At 71.7% G+C, this 15,972-nt stretch carries 10 protein-coding genes; 5 read left to right on the forward strand and 5 right to left on the reverse strand.

Annotated features, from left to right (window positions below; genetic code table 11):
• Positions 1-229 precede the first annotated feature (229 nt).
• The gene (locus tag KUF83_RS12490; protein WP_217454717.1) at positions 230-1,033 is read right to left on the reverse strand and encodes an endonuclease I family protein; all 804 of its coding nucleotides are present in this window, start codon (positions 1,031-1,033) and stop codon (positions 230-232) included.
• 236 nt (positions 1,034-1,269) lie between these two features.
• Entirely contained in the window at positions 1,270-3,606 is a 2,337-nt protein-coding gene (locus tag KUF83_RS12495) for a glycosyltransferase family 39 protein (protein WP_217454718.1), read from the reverse strand.
• A gap of 259 nt (positions 3,607-3,865) precedes the next feature.
• On the opposite strand from KUF83_RS12495, the gene KUF83_RS12500 reads away from it, so the two are divergent.
• The 5 genes from KUF83_RS12500 (at position 3,866) to KUF83_RS12520 (ending at position 11,927) form a co-directional block, all read left to right on the forward strand.
• Complete coding sequence (locus KUF83_RS12500; RefSeq protein WP_217454719.1) at positions 3,866-4,783, forward strand: serine hydrolase; 918 nt, start codon at positions 3,866-3,868, stop codon at positions 4,781-4,783.
• A 139-nt stretch (positions 4,784-4,922) separates the two neighbouring features.
• Complete coding sequence (locus tag KUF83_RS12505) at positions 4,923-5,960, forward strand: esterase-like activity of phytase family protein (RefSeq protein ID WP_217454720.1); 1,038 nt, start codon at positions 4,923-4,925, stop codon at positions 5,958-5,960.
• 115 nt (positions 5,961-6,075) lie between these two features.
• Positions 6,076-9,810 carry an ABC transporter ATP-binding protein gene (locus KUF83_RS12510; RefSeq protein WP_217454721.1) on the forward strand — a complete coding sequence of 1,245 codons (3,735 nt, stop codon included), beginning with the start codon at positions 6,076-6,078 and terminating at the stop codon, positions 9,808-9,810.
• Positions 9,811-9,960: 150 nt separating this feature from the next.
• The gene (locus KUF83_RS12515) at positions 9,961-10,347 is read left to right on the forward strand and encodes a hypothetical protein (protein WP_254643749.1); all 387 of its coding nucleotides are present in this window, start codon (positions 9,961-9,963) and stop codon (positions 10,345-10,347) included.
• 131 nt (positions 10,348-10,478) lie between these two features.
• Positions 10,479-11,927, forward strand: coding sequence for a S28 family serine protease (locus KUF83_RS12520; protein WP_217454723.1), 1,449 nt, complete (start codon positions 10,479-10,481; stop codon positions 11,925-11,927).
• Positions 11,928-11,992: 65 nt separating this feature from the next.
• Here the strand turns inward: KUF83_RS12520 and KUF83_RS12525 are convergent, their stop codons facing one another.
• The 3 genes from KUF83_RS12525 to KUF83_RS12535 form a co-directional block, all read right to left on the reverse strand.
• Complete coding sequence (locus tag KUF83_RS12525) at positions 11,993-12,655, reverse strand: hypothetical protein (RefSeq protein ID WP_217454724.1); 663 nt, start codon at positions 12,653-12,655, stop codon at positions 11,993-11,995.
• 111 nt (positions 12,656-12,766) lie between these two features.
• A complete protein-coding gene (locus tag KUF83_RS12530; RefSeq protein ID WP_217454725.1) occupies positions 12,767-14,581 on the reverse strand; it encodes a glycoside hydrolase family 3 protein in 1,815 nt (604 codons plus the stop codon).
• A gap of 508 nt (positions 14,582-15,089) precedes the next feature.
• The gene (locus KUF83_RS12535) at positions 15,090-15,890 is read right to left on the reverse strand and encodes a sugar phosphate isomerase/epimerase (RefSeq protein WP_217454726.1); all 801 of its coding nucleotides are present in this window, start codon (positions 15,888-15,890) and stop codon (positions 15,090-15,092) included.
• Between the last annotated feature and the right edge of the window lie 82 nt (positions 15,891-15,972).

Here is a 15,972-nt window from a genome sequence, read left to right on the forward strand (position 1 = left end):
GGCTGCCAGGGGTGCGGTGATCGCGGTACGGGTTCGGCGGTGTGCTCGGGACATACGTGAGCCTTTCGAGTCGGTCGGTCCGAACGCGGAAGGCCGCGTTCAGGGAGTACGACTCGGTCCGGGCGGCTCCAGTTGTACGCCCCAATGTCATGGATTCGTAACCGAGGAGACAGGTGTGGCGCTGAACTCCCTTGTTGTCACCGGGAGTTCAGCGCGGGTCACCGTCGGTCTACCAGATCGCCTCGACCCACTCGGGGTGGTCGATGAACGGGTTCCGGTTGCCCTGGTAGTTGTTGTAGATCAGTTCGTTGCGGCGCTCCTCGAAGGCGCTCGGCGGGTCCTGCTCGTTCCACTGCTTCAGCACCGAGAGGCGGCCGTGGTACGGGACGCTGCCGTTGGTGACGGCGTCGTTGGGCTCCAGGTCCTCCCAGGCGTCGTCGCCCTCGTAACGGACGGCCATGTAGAGGATCATGCGGGCCACGTCGCCCTTGACGGCGGCGCGGGGCTCGAAGGAGTTCGAGTCGGTGAGGCTGCCGCCGCTGTTGGTGAAGCTGCTGCCGCCGGTGTCGAAGTCCTTGTTGCCGCGGATGCTGTTGACCTGGACGTCCTCGGGGCGCAGGTGGTGCAGGTCCGTGCCGGGACCGGCCGAGGTGCCGAAGTCGCCGTGCGACTGGGCCCACACGTGCTCGCGGTTCCAGTTGCCGGTGGCGCCGCCGTTGAGCGTCTTGCTGCGGGAGAGGCCCGAGTACAGCAGGACGACGTTGCTGCTGTTGTTCGGGTCCTGGTCGGTGACCTTGAGCGCGTTCCAGACCGCCGAGTACGAGATCGCGGTCTGGTCGCTGATGATCGAGTGCAGCGAGCTCTTCAGAGCCGTGCCGGTCTTGCCGATCGCGCCCGCGTAGTACGTGTCGTCGTACGCGGTGGTGGTGGCCGCGGCGGGGGTCGCGGCGACCGTCGGGAGGGTGAGGCCGACGAGGACGGCGGAAACGCCTACCGCCAGCGCCTTCCAACTGCCTATCTGCGCAACGGACATGGGGGGTGCCCTTTCCCGGGAACGGAACGCGCCGTCCGCGGGGCCTCCTCTGCGGGCCCGCGTTCTACGCGTGTTGACACTTCGGTCAATCGGGAGCGTGGCATGGACATGAGGTCGGCTGTGTAACCGGGAGAAGGCGTTTGTGTGACGTTCTCGCATACCGCGCAACCCCCGGCCGTTTCCGGTCCAAGGGCTGCGCGGTGCGAGGGATTTCCCCAACAGTAGGAGGGAAGGCCCTAGTTGACGTCCGAAGCGTCCAGGCGGTAGAGCGCCTGGGAGTTCTGCGAGTCGGAGGACTCCGAGGACGCAGAGGACTCGGAGGACTGGGAGGACTGGGCCGATCCGGTCGATCCGGCGGACCCTGCGGACGATGTGCCGCCGTACTCGCTCGCCTTCACCGCCGTGCCGTGCTTCTGGACCCAGGCGGTCACCTCGGAGCTGACACTGTCGGAGCCGCCGCCGGGGCCGCCCATCCCGCCGCCGAGCACGATGTAGTGCAGCTCGCCCTTCTTCACGAGCTCCTTCAGCTTGGCGAGGGTCATGGCCTTGTCGCTGCCGGACCAGCCCCACATGGAGATGACGGGCTGCCCCGTGCTGACGATCAGCTGGGCCGCGCTCTGCGAACTGGACACCGCCACCAGCCACTTGGCGCCGTCCCGGTGCCTCTCCAGGTACGCGGTCATGGCGCTGTCCGCACCGCCACCGGGACCGCCCATGCCGCCTCCGCCGCCTCCGCCGGGCCCGGCGTTGCTGCCGCTGCCCTGCTCGCCGGTGGCGCCGGCGCCGTTCGGCGGGGTGCCGGTCCGGCCGCTGTCCTGCTCCTGTCCGCCCTGCTGCTGTCCCGCGCCGGGCATCTGGCCGCTCGGGGCGCCACTGGGCGGCGTACCCGTCCCGCCGCCGGCCGGCGCCTCACCACCGGCCTGCTGGTTCCCCTGCTGTGGGCTGCCGCCCGCTGCCTGGCCGCCGTTTCCGCCGTTTCCGCCGTTCCCGCCGGGGAAGCCGCCTCGGCCGCCACCGCCGCCGGGGCCACCGCCCATGCCGCCGCCGGTGGTGGGCCCGGCCGTCGGGTTCGTACCGCTCATGCCGCCGCCCGAACCCGCGGGCACGGAGGCCGCGTAGGCCGCGGGCCCGGCGAGGGAGGCGACGACGGCCGCGACGACGGCGACGGAGAGCAGCCGCGCCCGGCGCCCGGAGCGGAAGAGGAACAGCCCCGCCGTCGCCAGGACCATCACGGCCGCGACGGTCGGCCACAGCCAGGTGTTCCAGCCGGAGGCCCGCCGCAGCAGGACGACGGCCCAGACGCCGGTCACGGCGAACGCGAGGGGCAGCACCCAGGACCAGCGCCTGGCGTCACCCGTGCGGAAGGCGTGCAGGAGCATCGCCCCGCCGCCCCCGCACAGCGCCGCGATGCCGGGCGCGAGCGCGGTCGTGTAGTAGGGGTGCATGGTGCCCTCGGCGAGGCTGAACGTCAGGTAGTGCAGCGCGGTCCAGCCGCCCCACAGGAGCAGCGCGGCCCGCGTGAGGTCCGTACGGGGAGCGCGGCCGCGCAGCACGAGACCGCCGGCGAGCGCGATCCCGGCGAAGGGGAGCAGCCAGGAGATCTGGCCGCCCAGCACCTCGTTGAACATCCGGCCGATGCCCGCGGTCCCGGAGAACCCGCCCCCACCGCCTCCGCCCCCGCCGTTGCCCTCGCCGCCGAGGACGCGGCCCAGGCCGTTGTAGCCCATGATCAGGTTCCAGGCGGTGCCGTCCGTCGACCCGCCGATGTACGGCCGCTCCGAGGCGGGCACCAGCGACACGGCGGCCGCCCACCAGAAACTGGAGACGGCGAGGGCGACCCCGGCGAGCGCGAGGTTGCGTATCCGGCGCGGCAGCCCGCCCCTGGCCGCGTACAGGTAGACGGCGAAGACGGCGGGCAGGGCGATGTAGCCCTGGAGCATCTTGGTGTTGAAGGCGAGGCCGAAGCAGACGGCCGAGCCGACCAGCGGCAGCAGCCTGCCGTTGTGGACGGCGCGCAGGGCCAGGGCGGCGCCCGCCACCATGAGGAGGACCAGCAGGGTGTCCGGGTTGTTGTCGCGGTTGATGGCGACGGTGATCGGGGTGAGTGCGAGGACGAGGGCTGCGACCGCGGCCGCGCCGTGCCCCCAGACCCGCTTGACCGACGCGTGCACGATCCAGATCGTGCCGAGGGCGGAGGCGACCAGCGGCAGCATCATCTGCCAGGTGCCGTACCCGAAGACGCGGCAGGACAGCCCCATCACCATCAGTACGAGGGGCGGCTTGTCGACGGTCATGAAGTTCCCGGCGTCCAGCGAGCCGAAGAACCACGCCTTCCAGCTCTGCGTACCGCTGAGCACCGCGGCGCTGTAGAAGCTGTTCAGGCTGGACGAGGAGAGGTTCCAGGAGTACAGCACGCCGGCCAGAACCAGGATCGCGGCCAGTGCGGGCAGCGACCAGCGGGGCGGCTTCCCGGCAGGTGGCGCACCTTCGGCGGGCGGCGGCTCGGCGACGGCCCGTCCGGGTGCGGGGGCGGCCTCGGGGGCGTGGGGGTGCGGATCGGTGGCAGATGTCACCAGGGCATCGTGCGAGGGCGGTGTGGGCGCGGGCTGTGGTGAACCTGGGTCCCGGCTGTGAGTGGGAACCTCCGCGGGGACGAGACGGGACGCCGACCCGCGGCCGACGCGACCCGACCCGCCGCCCCCGCCCTCAACTCCACCGACTCCTCAACTCCACCCGGATCCGGGTACAACTTCCGGCCACCTCGGTGAGTCAAAGGGGGCGAGTGCGCTGCGAGCGCACGTGCACGAACGCAACGGGGGATGGGAAGACTTCATGACACACCGGATATCGCGGTACAGGCGTGCCCTCTGCGCGGCCCTGACCGCCGGCGTACTCATACCGCCGGCCGTGGCGGCGGCACCGGCCGCCGCGGCCGCGACACCGCAGGTCGCCTGCACGTCCAGCAGCGCGGCCCTGGCGACCAAGCTCCAGAAGGACATCACCACGGCCCTCGCGGGCCGCCGGGGGACCGTCGCCGTCGGCCTCTACGACCGCTCGACGAAGACCACGTGCACGCTGAGAGCGACCAGCGCGTACGACTCGGCCAGCATCGTCAAGGTGACCGTCCTCGCCACGCTGCTGTGGGACGCGAAGAAGCACAACCGCTACCTCACCCAGCGCGAGAGCGACCTCGCCACGGCCATGATCACCAAGTCGGACAACGCGGCCACGACCAAGCTCTGGCAGCAGCTGGGCGTCGCCAAGGTGAAGGGCTTCCTCGCCGCGGCGGGCATGACCCAGACCAAGCCGGGCGCGAACGGCTACTGGGGCCTCACCCAGATCACCGTCCGGGACGAGCAGAAACTCCTCGCGCTCCTCACCGCCCCGAACACTGTCCTGAGCGACAACGCCCGCGCGTACACGCTGAAGCTGATGAACAAGGTCATCTCCTCCCAGCGCTGGGGCACCCCGGCCGGAGCCCCGGCCTCGGTCTCCGTGCACGTGAAGAACGGCTGGCTCTCCCGCTCCACCCACGGCTGGCGCGTCCACAGCGTCGGCGCGTTCAAGGGCGCGGGACGCGACTACACGATCTCGGTCCTCACCCACGGCAACAGCACGATGAACTACGGCGTCACCACGATCCAGGCCGTGGCCCGGGCCATCCACAAGGACCTGGTGCCGACCGCCACGCAGCGCTACACGCCGACGAACACCCCGAAGGAAGCCTTCCCGGCGGTCCCGCCGGCCTGACCCACCCCGCTCGACCCGTCCGGGACGCACACCGCGGCACACACCGCGGTGCGCGTCCCGGACGTGCTCCGGGGACCGGCCCTCCGGAATTCACGGCCCGTACCCTCCCCCTCAACCCGCGCCCGCCTACCGTGACCCCATGCGTCCGAGATCCGTACTCGCCTCCTTCACGGCCGGCCTGGCGGCAGCCCTGTGCGTCACCGCCGCCGGCCCCGCCGACGCCCACGGCGGGCCCGCCGGCTCCCCGAGCGGCAGAGCCTGTTCGCCCGCCGTCGCCATCGAGAGCTTCTCCGACGCCCTCGACAAGACGACGTACCGGGACACGTTCGTCGGCAACCTCTCCGCGCTGGCCGTGGACCGGGACGGGGCGATCGTCGCGCTGTCCGACCGGTCCTCCCTCTTCACCCTCGACCCGAGGACCCTGCGGCCGCGCTCCGTCGTGCCGCTCGCAGACGAGACAGGCGGCGCCCTGGACTCCGAGGGCCTCGCCGTCGACGGTGACGGCACCCGGTTCGTCGCCTCCGAGACCGAGCCCGCCGTGCGCCGCCACGCCCGCGACGGCCGCGTCCTCGACCGGCTCCCCGTACCGGACGCGCTCAGGGTCGCGCCCGCGGGCCGCGCCACAACGAACCAGACCTTCGAGGGCCTGACCTTCCTGCCCGGCCGCCACACCCTGCTGGCCGGCATGGAGGGCTCCCTCGCCGGCGACACCGCGGGCATCGTCCGCTTCCAGACCTGGGAGCGGCACCGCGGCTCCTTCGCCCTCGCCGCCCAGTACGGCTACCGCACCGACACCGGCCTCAACGTCTCCGAGACCACAGCCACGCCCGACGGCCGCCTCCTCGTCCTGGAACGCGGCTTCACCGCCGGCGTCGGCAACACGGTCCGGCTCTACCTGGCCGACCCGCGCCGCGCCACGGACACCGGCGGCATCGAGACCCTGACCGGGCAGGACGGCGTACGCCTCGTCCGCAAGACCCTCCTCGCCGACATCGGGGACTGCCCGTCCCTCGGCGCCACCGCCAAGCAGCCCCAGCCCAACCCGCTCCTCGACAACATCGAGGGCATGGCGGTCACCGGCCGCACCCACGGTGCCCTGCGCGTCCTCCTGGTCAGCGACGACAACCAGAACGCCGTCCAGACGACCCGCTTCTACTCCCTGCGCGTACGCCTCTGAGCAGGGTCCGCGTACGCCCGCGGGCCGTGCGCAACATTGCGGAGGGATGAAATCCGCTTCAATCCGTGTTGGTGCCTTCCGGACGATCAGGAGCGACGGCAGGAAGGCACCAGGCGTGACAACGCAGCGGGGATGGGCACGGCGGCTGGCCGGGTACGCATGGCGGTACCCGAAGGACGTCCTGCTCGCGCTGGGCGCCTCACTCGGCGGCATGGCCGTCATGGCGCTCGTCCCCCTGATCACCAAGGTGATCATCGACGACGTCGTCGGGGACCACACCCGCGACATGGCCCCCTGGGCGGGCGCCCTCATCGGCGCCGCGGTCGTCGTCTACGTCCTCACCTACATCCGCCGCTACTACGGCGGACGCCTCGCGCTCGACGTCCAGCACGACCTGCGCACGGACATGTACGGGACGATCACCCGGCTCGACGGCAGACGCCAGGACGAGCTGTCGACCGGCCAGGTCGTGGGCCGCGCGACCAGCGACCTCCAGCTCATCCAGGGCCTGCTCTTCATGCTCCCGATGACGATCGGGAACATCCTCCTCTTCGTGATCTCCCTCGTGATCATGGCCTGGCTGTCGCTCCCGCTCACGCTCGTCGCGCTGGTCATGGCCCCCGCCCTCTGGTTCATCGCCAAACGCAGCCGGACGAGGCTCCACCCGGCCACCTGGTACGCCCAGGCCCAGGCGGCGGCCGTGGCGGGCGTGGTCGACGGCGCGGTCACCGGCGTCCGCGTGGTGAAGGGCTTCGGCCAGGAGGACCAGGAGACCGGCAAGCTCCGCGAGATCGGCCGCAAGCTCTTCGCGGGCCGCCTCCGCACGATCCGGCTGAACTCCAAGTACACCCCCGCCCTCCAGGCGGTCCCGGCGCTCGCCCAGGTCGCCATGCTGGCGCTCGGCGGCTGGCTGGCGGTGAAGGGCGAGGTCACCCTCGGCACCTTCGTGGCGTTCTCCTCCTACCTCGCCCAGCTCGTGGGCCCCGTGCGGATGCTCGCCATGGTCCTCACGGTCGGCCAGCAGGCCCGGGCCGGCGCCGAGCGCGTCCTGGAGCTGATCGACACCGAGCCGTCGATCGAGGACGGCTCGAAACCGCTGCCCGCCGACGCCCCCGCGACCGTCGAGTTCGACGACGTGTCCTTCGCCTACGACGACGACCGCCCGGTCCTCGACGGCCTCAGCTTCGAGATCCGCTCCGGCGAGACCCTCGCGGTCGTCGGCTCGTCCGGCTCCGGCAAGTCCACGGTCTCCCTCCTGCTGCCCCGCTTCTACGACGTGAGCAGGGGCGCCGTCCTCATCGGCGGCCTCGACGTGCGCGAGCTGACCCTCGACTCGCTGCGCGCGGCCATCGGCCTCGTCCCCGAGGACTCCTTCCTCTTCTCCGAGACCGTCCGCGCCAACATCGCCTACGGCCGCCCCGAGGCCACCCAGGAGGAGATCGAGACGGCGGCCCGGGCCGCCCAGGCGGACCGTTTCATCGCCGCCCTGCCCGACGGCTACGACACCAAGGTCGGCGAGCACGGCCTCACCCTCTCCGGCGGCCAGCGCCAGCGCGTGGCCCTGGCCCGGGCGATCCTCACCGACCCGCGCCTGCTGGTCCTCGACGACGCCACCTCGGCGGTCGACGCCCAGGTCGAGCACGAGATCCACGAGGCCCTGCGCGGTGTCATGGCGGGCCGCACGACCCTCCTCATCGCCCACCGCCGCTCCACCCTCAACCTCGCCGACCGCATCGCCGTCCTCGACGACGGCCGCCTCGCCGACATCGGCACCCACGAGGAACTGACCGAACGCTCACCGCTGTACCGCCGGCTGCTCACCGACCCGGACGAGCTGGGCGGCGTCTCGCCCGGTCACGCCACACCGTCCTGCCCGGTGGAGGACACGTCCGTACGGGACGAGCTGGACGCCGAGTTCGACGCCGAGCGCGGTGTCACCCCACGGCTGTGGACCGGCGACCGCGAGCCCAAGGACACCGCGCTCGCCGGCACGCCCGCGACCCCCGAACTCCTCGCCCAGGTCGACGCCCTCCCCGCGGCCACCGACACCCCCGCCATCGACGAGGCACGCGCGGTCACCCCGGAGGACTCGTACGGGCTGCGACGCCTGCTGCGGGGCTTCGGGCTCCCGCTCCTCGTGAGCCTCGGCCTCGTCGCCGTCGACGCGGGCATGGGCCTGCTGCTGCCGGTCCTGATCCGGCACGGCATCGACGAGGGCGTCTCGGAGCTCGCGCTCGGGGGGGTGTGGGCGGCCTCGGCGATCGCCCTGGTCAGCGTGCTCGTTCAGTGGACGGCGCAGATCGGCGAGACCCGGATGACCGGACGCACGGGCGAACGGGTCCTCTACTCGCTCCGGCTGAAGATCTTCTCGCAGCTCCAGCGACTCGGACTCGACTACTACGAGCGGGAGCTGACCGGCCGGATCATGACCCGGATGACGACGGACGTGGACGCGCTGTCCACGTTCCTGCAGACCGGCCTGGTCACCGCCTTCGTCTCCGTCGTCACCTTCTTCGGCATCATGGGCGCCCTGCTCGTGATCGACGTCCAGCTGGCGCTGGTCGTCTTCCTGACGCTGCCGCCGCTGGTCATCGGCACGTTCTTCTTCCGCAGGGCCAGCGTCAAGGCGTACGAACTCGCCCGCGAGCGTGTGTCCGTCGTCAACGCGGACCTCCAGGAGTCGGTGTCCGGCCTGCGGATCCTCCAGGCGTTCCGCCGCGAGGGCTCGGGCGGCAGGCGCTTCGCCGAGGGCAGCGACAGCTACCGCCAGGCCCGCATCCGCGGACAGTGGCTGATCTCGGTCTACTTCCCGTTCGTCCAGCTGCTGTCCTCCGTGGCGGCCGCCGCCGTGCTGATCGTGGGCGCCGCCCGGGTCGACGCGGGCACCCTCACCACCGGCGCGCTGGTCGCCTACCTCCTCTACATCGACCTGTTCTTCGCGCCCGTGCAGCAGCTCTCGCAGGTCTTCGACGGCTACCAGCAGGCCACCGTCTCGCTCGGCCGGATCCAGGAGCTGCTCCAGGAGCCGACCTCGACGAAGGCCGCCGACGAGCCGCTCGAAGTGCTGTCCCTGCGGGGCGAGATCGCCTTCGAGGACGTGGACTTCGCCTACGGCCGCCCCGGCGACAAGGACGCCGAGGAGGCCCTCAGCGGGGTCGGCCTGACCATTCCGGCCGGGCAGACCGTCGCGTTCGTCGGCGAGACGGGCGCGGGCAAGTCGACCCTGGTCAAGCTGGTGGCCCGCTTCTACGACCCCACCGGCGGCCGGGTCACGGTCGACGGCACGGACCTGCGCTCGCTCGACCTGACCTCCTACCGGCACCGTCTCGGCGTCGTCCCGCAGGAGGCGTACCTCTTCCAGGGGACCGTCAGGGACGCCATCGCGTACGGCAGGCCGGATGCCACGGACGCCGAGGTGGAGGCGGCGGCCCGCGCGGTCGGCGCGCACGACATGATCGCCACGCTGGACGGCGGCTACCTCCACGAGGTCGCCGAGCGCGGCCGCAACCTCTCCGCCGGACAGCGCCAGCTGATCGCGCTCGCCCGCGCCGAACTGGTCGACCCGGACATCCTGCTCCTCGACGAGGCGACGGCAGCGCTCGACCTCGCCACCGAGGCCCAGGTCAACCAGGCCACCGACCGCATCGCGGGCCGCCGTACGACGCTGGTCGTCGCGCACCGGCTGACCACGGCCGCCCGGGCCGACCGGGTCGTGGTGATGGCCGACGGCCGCGTCGCCGAGGACGGCACGCACGACGAACTGCTCGCGCGCGACGGCCGGTACGCACAGCTGTGGCGGACGTTCGTGGGGGAGCCGGACCCCGCCAGGACGGTCACCACCACGAAGTGATCCCCGCGCCCCGCCCGCCCTCCCGGTCCGGCCGCGTCGCCCCGCCCGCTTCACGACCGGGTCCCGGGGCGAGGCAACCGTTCGCCGTACGCCATGCGTCCGTACATCAGTACGCCAATTGCCGCGGGCCGTGGAGGGACACCAGTGGACATGGGCGCGATACGCCGACGCCTGGCGCTCGGCACGGCCGTGCTGACCACCTCCGGGCTGCTGGTGCTCGCCGGCCCCGGCACGGGTGACGCGTCGGCGGCCCCCCTGTGCTCCGGCCGGAAGGTACGCACCCTGCCCTTCTCCACCGGATTCGTGGACGTCCACAAGAAGCGCGGATACGTGTGCGCGGTGACCTATCCGAAGAAGGTGGGCGCCCGCCGCTACATGATGGTGAGCGTCCAGGCCCGCGGGAGCGAGCGGGTGCCCAACGCGGGCCGCTTCAAGAAGTACGCGGGCCCGGTGCGGGTGCACGCGGGCCACCGCTGCGTGCGGATCAAGGGGGCCGTCGGCGCGGGCTCGGTCAGCACGGGCTGGATTCTCTGCTGAGCCGGTCGATCTTCGAGCGAAGCCGTGCGATCTTCGTCCCGACCTGTCCGTAATGCCCTCAGCATCCCCTGGTGCGACGGCTGTTGCTCCGCTAGGTTCCGGCGGACATCTGCGTATTCAGGGGAGAACGCATGCGCAAGACGCTCAGATGGCTGCTGTCTCTCGTGGTGCTCATAGGCACCGTGAGCACGGCCGGGGCGGCCACCGCCGCCCAGCCGGACACCACCGGCACCGATCTCGTCTCGAACAAGGCCGCGGACATCAAGGACCGGCTCCTCGCCATACCGGGCATGAGCCTGGTCGAGGAGAAGCCGTACACCGGCTACCGCTTCTTCGTCCTCAACTACACCCAGCCCGTCGACCACCGGAAGCCGTCCAAGGGCACCTTCCAGCAGCGCATCACCGTGCTGCACAAGGACACGGCCCGCCCGACGGTCTTCTACACCGGCGGCTACAACGTCTCCACGAACCCGAGTCGCCGCGAGCCGACCCAGATCGTGGACGGCAACCAGATCTCGATGGAGTACCGCTACTTCACGCCGTCCCGGCCCGCGCCGGCCGACTGGTCGAAGCTCGACATCTGGCAGGCGGCCAGCGACCAGCACCGCATCTTCAAGGCCCTCAAGCCCGTCTACGACAAGAAGTGGGTCTCCACCGGCGGTTCGAAGGGCGGCATGACCGCCACGTACTTCGAGCGTTTCTACCCGCGCGACATGGACGGCGTCATCGCGTACGTCGCCCCCAACGACGTGGTGAACAAGGAGGACTCCGCCTACGACCGCTTCTTCGCGAAGGTCGGCACCAAGGAGTGCCGTGCCCGGCTGAACGCGGTGCAGCGCGAGGCACTCGTGCGCCGCGCCCCGCTGGAGAAGAAGTACGAGGAACTGGCCGCCGCCGAGGGCTACACCTTCAAGACCATCGGCAGCCTGGACAAGGCGTACGAGGCGGTCGTCCTCGACTACGTGTGGGGCTTCTGGCAGTACAGCCTGCTCGCCGACTGCGACACGATCCCCGCGGACGCGAAGAACGCGACGGACGACGAGATCTGGACCTCGATCGACACGATCTCCGGCTTCTCGTTCTACACGGACCAGGGCCTGGAGCCGTACACGCCGTACTACTACCAGGCGGGCACGCAGCTCGGTGCCCCGTCGATCGTTTTCCCGCACATCGAGAAGAAGTACATCCGCTACGGCTACCAGCCGCCGCGGAACTTCGTGCCGCGCGACATCTCCATGAAGTTCCAGCCCGGCGCGATGCGTGACGTCGACACCTGGGTCAAGCACAACGCGAAGCACATGCTCTTCGTGTACGGCCAGAACGACCCGTGGGGAGCCGAGCCGTTCCGCCTCGGCAAGGGAGCCCGCGACTCGTACGTCTTCACGGCCCCGGGCCTGAACCACGGCGCCAACGTCGCGGGTCTCGTCCCCGACCAGAAGGCCCTCGCCACGGCCCGCATCCTCGAATGGGCGGGCGTCGCCTCGGCCGCGGTCCAGGCGGACCCGGAGAAGGCGAAGCCGCTGGCCAAGTACGACTCCAAGCTGGACAAGCGCAAGGTGGAGCGCCAGCTCCGGCCGTGACCGCACAGCAGCACCCGCGGCGGTGACCGACCGCCGTGCCGCGCCCGCCCGCCCGAGCCAGACGGCTACAGCGGGCGGGCGCAGCCCACCGGCTCGGCCCCGCCCAGCTGGACGTACAGCTCCGTCGACGCGGGGCACTCGCCCCGCTTCTCCACGGCCGCCGTCACCTCGTACTCCGGGCTCTTCTCACCGCTGCCGTCGCACGCCGTCTCGCGGACCTCGCCCGCACCCGCGCTGTGGACACAGTCGCCGACGATGGTGCGCGGGCCCCCGCCGCCGCCCGGATCGCCGGGGTGCGGGGCCTCCAGGCTGCGCATACAGGCGTAACCCTGCGGGATCGCGCCGTCGCCGTCCTCGTCGGCGGACGGCCGCTGCTCACTGATGTGCAGCACGAAGTCCGTGGTCGCGGGACAGAGCGGCCCCTCGCCCGCCCGGCCGTCGTGCCGCGCGACGACCCGCGCCGCCGCCTTCTCACTGGTGCACGGCACCTCGGTGAACGACTCGCGCCCGAACGAACTGCACTCGTCGATCCCGAGGAACAGCACCCCGTACCCCGAGGCCGGGGTGGGAGCCGCGACCGAGACCGCGGCGGTCTCCCGCGGCCCGCCGTCCTCGGACCCGGACGACCGCAGACATCCCGTGAGGGCCGCCGCCACCAGCGCCAGCAGCGCGCACGCCACCGACGCGAACCCCGCGCGGTGTGCGCCCGCGCCCCGTGCATCGCGCATGACACGTCCCCCGATCCCCCGCCCAGCGTGGCCCGTCGCAGCGGGCCCCGCCAGGCGTACGGGGTGCTTTGCGTCAGTTGGGGGTGGAGCGGCGGGTGTGCGGCGTAGGCCCTAGTACGTCAGGCCGTGCCCCACGGGGTACAGCACCCGCGCCGGATCGTCCGCGCGCTGCACCGGCACCGGCAGCTTCCCCACCGGACCGGCCCTCCCCGCGATCACCCGTACCGCGGCGCGCAGCTCGACGTCCGTCCAGGAGTATGCCGCCAAGTAGGCCTTGACGTCAGGGAGTTGAGCGACGTCGTACGGATTGCGGATGGCGAGTGCGAGCACCGGGCGGCCCGTCGCGAGCAGTTGTGCCACGAGCGTCCGCTGACTGGAGGCGGCGGTGACGTTGTACGTCCCCACGAGCACCGCGTCCGCGTCCTGAGCCGCGGCGACGGCCTTCGCGACGGTCGCGGCGGAGGGCGCCGTGCCCGTCGACAGCGCCGTCGCCGTGAAACCCAGCTCGGTGAGCGCGGCCGCCAGCACGGCCGTGGGCGGGCCGGTCGTCCCGGACGGCGATGCCGGATCGGCGCCGACGACAAGCACCTTCGGATGCGTACGGCGTGAAAGCGGCAGCAGACCGCCGGAGTTGACGAGCAGGGTCGTCGTCCGCTCGGCGATCCGGTCGGCGGCCTTCAGATGCGGAGGAATCCCGACCGTACGGTCCACTCCCCGCCGGGTGACGTACGGGTCCTTCAGCAGCCCGAGCTTCGCCTTCAGCCGCAGAACACGCAGGATCGACTCGTCGAGGCGGGCCTCCGTCAGCTCGCCCTCACGGACGGCCCGCAGCACCGCGTTCCAGGCGACGTCGAGCTTCGGCGGGTTGAGGAGCTGGTCGACCCCGGCCTTCAGGGCGAGCACGGGCACCCTGTCGTCGCCGTACTTCGTGCGGACGCCCTCCATGCCGAGCGAGTCCGTCACCACGACCCCGTCGTAGCCGAGCCGCTCCCGCAGGATGCCGGTGAGGATCGGACGGGAGAGCGTGGCGGGGTCGCCGGACGGGTCGAGCGCCGGAACCATGATGTGCGCCGTCATGATCGAGTCGATGCCGGCGGCGACGGCTGCCTCGAACGGCGGCGCGTCGAGCTCGGCCCACTGCGCCTCGGTGTGCTCGATGACCGGGAAGCCGTAGTGGCTGTCGGTCTCCGTGTCGCCGTGCCCCGGGAAGTGCTTGGCCGTGGCCGCGACACCGGCACCCTGGTAGCCCTTGACCTGCGCGGCGACCAGCCGGGCCACGGCCCGCGGGTCGGCGCCGAAGGAGCGGACCCCGATGACCGGGTTGGCCGGGTTCACGTTCACGTCGGCGACCGGCGCGTAGTCCTGCCGGATGCCCATCGCCCGCAGCTCGGCGCCGCCGATCCGCCCCGCCGTGCGGGCGTCGGCGCGGGAGGCGCCCGCACCGAGGGCCATCGCGCCCGGGAAGAGCGTCGCGGGTCTGCCCACGCGGGCCACGATGCCGTGCTCCTGGTCGGTGGAGACGAGCACGGGGAGCCCGCGGGGCTGTTCCAGCGAGGCCCGCTGGATCCCGTTGCTGAGCTCCGCGATCTGGTGCGGGTCACGGGTGTTGTGCGCCCACCCGAAATAGATGATCCCGCCGACCCGGTACTTGGCGATCAGCTCCGCGGCCGTCCGTACGCCGATCTCCGCGAGGTTGGCGTCGATGTCGGCCTGGTCGGGTTCGGTCGCCGAGTGTCCGTACACCCGCATCACGAAGAGCTGCCCGACCTTCTCCTCGAGCGTCATGCGGGAGACGAGGGCCCTGAGTCTGCTGTCCCCGTGCCTCGCGGTGTCGTCGTCCTCTGCCTGCGCCCGGGTGCCGCCGACGGCGACGACCGCCGCCGCGCCCGCGGTCGCCGTGAGCAGCGTGCGTCTGGAGGTGTGCACGTGCGCTCCTTCCGGAGAGGGCCCGGAGGACCCGTGGAGGGGCGAGTATGAAGGAAACTTCCAAGGAGTCACGGATATCCGGGAAATTTCTGCCAGTCAATAGCGCGGACAGACGACACCGGTCGCGCGGCGCGGGGTGAGGGGCCGTCACCGGCGCTGTTGGAGGGGGGCGCGCCGGTGACGGCGTGCTGTCGGCCGCAGGCGGCGGAGAGGGTAGGTCAGCGTTCGCAGCCAGCAGCGAGGCCGACACCGCTCTGCGGAGACTCATCCGGCAGCATGCGGATTGGACGGGGGTTGGCGCGGACGGGTTCCCCGGATTGCCCGGATTCCCGGAAGTCGGTACGAGGGGACACGGGTGTTCATGACGGGGTTCCAGGGGTGTCGGTTCTGGCCGATTCCGGCCAGGCCGTACCCGCGGGCCGGGTCCGCGGCGGTGTCGTTTCGGGCCGATTCCGGCCAGGCCGTAGCCCCGCCGATCGGATCTGCGGCCGCCCGGTGGGCGTGGCCCCTACGCCGACTCGTTCAGCAGTCGGGCCAGGTGCTCCCGGCCGGCGCCCAGCAGGTCCTCCAGCGGCGCGGCCGACTCGTACCAGCGCTTCTCGTACTCCCAGCACAGCCAGCCGTCCCAGCCCTCGCGGGAGAGCAGCTCGACGCACTCGGTGAGAGGCAGGACGCCCGCGCCGAGCGGCAGTGGAGTGGTGTCGTCGGCGGAGGCGATGTCCTTGACCTGGACGTAGCCGAGGAACGGGGACAGCGCGGCATGGCTGGCCGAGGGCTGCTCCCCGCCGAGCCAGGTGTGCATGACGTCCCAGAGGGAGCCCACCTGGCGGTGGCCGACGAGCCCGAGGACGCGGATCGCGTCGGCGCCCGTGCGGTGCGAGTCGTGGGTCTCCAGGAGGATCCGCACGCCCAGGTCCGCGGCGTACTCGGCCGCCGTGCCCAGGCGGCGTGCGGCCGTCGCGTCCGCCTCCTCGGGGCTCTGGTCGGGGTCGGCGCCGGGGAACACCCGGATGTAGGGGGCGCCCAGGTCCCGGGCCAGTTCGAGGAGTTCACGGATCTCGGCGATCACGGGTCCGTCGTCGCCCGGCGCCGCCACGCGGGTGTAGCCGGCCAGGCCCAGGATCTCGACGCCCGCCGCCTTGAACTCGGCGGCCACGTCGGCCCGTGCGGTCAGGTCGAGGCCGGGGTGCACGGGCTCTTCGGGGTGCGCGCGCAACTCGACACCGTGATAGCCGTGCGTGGCGGCGAGCCGCACCACGTCGCTGATCGGGAGTCCGGGTACACCGAGGGTGGAGAAGGCCAGTTTCACGAAATCGCACCTTCGCTATCGAGACAGCACAGCATGAAACGGACCCTACCCGCCGCTCGTCGTCTGTCACTCCTGTGTGCCG

Source organism: Streptomyces sp. BV286 (genome assembly GCF_019090165.1).
Classification (GTDB): domain Bacteria; phylum Actinomycetota; class Actinomycetes; order Streptomycetales; family Streptomycetaceae; genus Streptomyces.